Annotated in this window: 2 protein-coding genes; both read right to left on the bottom strand. The window is 75.0% G+C overall.

What is annotated here, in order from left to right:
• Positions 1 to 244 precede the first annotated feature (244 nt).
• The gene (locus ABZW03_RS39905) at positions 245 to 751 is read right to left on the bottom strand and encodes an FBP domain-containing protein (RefSeq protein ID WP_355269652.1); all 507 of its coding nucleotides are present in this window, start codon (positions 749 to 751) and stop codon (positions 245 to 247) included.
• A gap of 307 nt (positions 752 to 1,058) precedes the next feature.
• Positions 1,059 to 1,943 carry an SAM-dependent methyltransferase gene (locus tag ABZW03_RS39900; protein ID WP_355269650.1) on the bottom strand — a complete coding sequence of 295 codons (885 nt, stop codon included), beginning with the start codon at positions 1,941 to 1,943 and terminating at the stop codon, positions 1,059 to 1,061.
• Positions 1,944 to 2,403 lie beyond the last annotated feature (460 nt).

Below are 2,403 nucleotides of genomic sequence, written 5' to 3'. Positions count from 1 at the left end.
ACCAAGGCGTTCCTGACCCAGCTGGTCGCCTGCTACCTGGTCGCCCTGTACCTGGGCCAGGTGCGCGGCACCAAGTGGGGCGGCCGACCAAGCGGGAGCGGCGCGAGCTGGACCAGCTGCGCGGGCACTGAGGGGCGCCGTGCACCGGGCGGCGCCGCGTACCGAGGGACGCCGCCTACCGAGGGGCACCGCTTACCGAGGGGCATCGCTTACCGAAGGGTGCGCACCGAGGGATGCCCCGCCGTTACGCGTCGGCGGTGGCGAGCACCTTGGCGAGGAAGCCGCCCAGGTTCTCCATCGTGCGCTCGATCTGCAGCTCCACCGGCAGCGACTCGTTGGGCCGGGTGACCAGGGTGGAGTTCTTCAGCCCGCGCACGTAGAGCGAGCAGGCCAGGTCGCCGCAGATGTAGGTGCCGACGGTGTTGCCCTCCCGCCCGGCCGCCCCGGCCCGGCGGGCGGCGAGCAGCGCGACCCCCGACCCGGCGTGCGCGGTGATGCACAGCGAGCACACGTTGGACTTGGTCAGGCTGCGCCGGACCATCGGCGAGCGCAGCGTCACGCCGACCAGCTCGCCCCCGTACGGCGCCACCAGGTACGCCCGGTCGGGCGCGCCCTGGTCCCGCCAGCCGAGGAAGTCCAGGTGCTCCCAGGGGAGTTCGGCCAGGCCCCGGGGCAGGTTGAGCCGACGGGCCTCGCCCTTGGAGCAGTTGACGAAGGACGCGCGGATCTCGTTCTCACTCAGGGGTTCCATGCCGCGGAAGCTAACACCGGCCCGCCCGCCGTGTCGCCCGATTTTCACCCGTTCCGTACCGGGTGGGCGGCCTGGACCGCCAGCCGGCGCGGGGTGGCGACGGCCCGCAGCAGGACGGCGACGTCGGCGGGCAGCGGGGGCGGGGCGGCGGCGGTCACGCCGCGGGGTAGCCCCGGCGGTGAGGGTTTGTCAGTGGGGGTCCGTAGGCTTCGAAGGCCCGGTCCCGGCGCAGGAGGGAGGCGCCGGGACCGGGCGCGGTCGGGCGACCGGCGGGGCCGCTTCGCGAGGCCGAGCCAGGTGAGCGGGGCTACTTCTTGAAGGCCACGCCGCCGTACGCCGAGACGTCCTGCCAGCCCTCGGGGAGTTCGGCGGTGGGCACGTGGCCCGCGGTGGGCCGCCAGAGCGGGAGCTGGACGAGCCCGGGGCCGGCGAACTCGAAGTCGCCGAAGAAGGGTTCGACGGCGGAGCGCGGGCGCAGCACGAGCGGGGCGCTGGCGCTCCGGTAGATGCGGGTGCCCTCGGCGGCGCTCTCGCGGGAGGCGAAGTCGGGGCTGCCGTGGGAGAGGATCAGCGCGCTGCCGGGCGCGAGCGCGTCGCGCAGGGTGCGCACGATCTGCTGCGCGCCCTCCTCGTCGCGGATGAAGTGCAGGACGGCGACCAGCATCAGCGCGACCGGCTGGGAGAGGTCGACGGCGCCGGCCAGCGCGGGGTGGCCGAGGATGGCGGCCGGGTCGCGCAGGTCGGCCTCGATCACCGAGGTGTGCCCGGTGGGGTGGCTCGCCAGCAGGGCGCGGGCGTGGGTGGCGACGATCGGGTCGTTGTCCACGTACACCACCCGGGCGTCCGGGGCGACCCGCCGGGCGACCTCGCTGGTGGAGCCGACCGCCGGGATGCCGGTGCCGATGTCGACGAACTGGCGCACGCCCCGGCCCGCCACGAACTCCACCGCGCGGCCGAGGAACTGCCGGTTGGTACGGGCCAGCAGCGGCAGCGCGGGGTAGGCGGATATCGCGGCCTGGGCGGCCTTGCGGTCGGCCTCGAAGTTGTCCTTGCCGCCCAGGTAGTAGTCGTACATCCGGGCGGTGTGCGGGACGCCGGTGTCCAGTTCGCTCGGCGGCTGCCAGTCCTCGGCTCTGGCCCAGTCCCACTCGGTGTCCGTGCTGCGGCCGGTCGCCGTGCCGTCCTCGTACATCCTGTCCGCCCCCAATGCGCCATGCCGGAATGGTCCGGCTACCGCCCGTCGCGGTGCGCGGTGATCGTATCCAAGGACACTCCGCGGAAACAGCGGGAGTTCAGGTTTACGCAACACCCGGTGACGGACCGTGTCCACGTCAAGGCCGGTGCGGGCGGCCGGACCGGATCGCCCGCCGCAACCGCGCTCTCTATGCTGACTGCCGATGACTGCCGACCGCCGCACCGTACTGCGCACCACCGCCCGACTCGCCGCCCTCGCCGCCGCCGGCGGCCTGCTCACCGCCTGCGGCACCGACACGCTCCGCCGGGCCGACCCGGGGGCGCTCGCCGCGCACCCCGGCACCGTGGACCCGCAGCACACCACCGACCCGGCCTGGAACGGCGGCGAGGGCCCGGCCTCCCCCCCCCCCCCCCCCCCCCCCCCACCCCCGTGGCCCCCCCCCCCCCCCCGGCCCGAC

The sequence above is a fragment of the Kitasatospora sp. NPDC004799 genome (assembly GCF_040609095.1).
Lineage (GTDB): Bacteria > Actinomycetota > Actinomycetes > Streptomycetales > Streptomycetaceae > Kitasatospora.
Note: the sequence above shows the minus strand (reverse complement) of the source record. Positions and strands in the feature narration are given on the sequence as shown.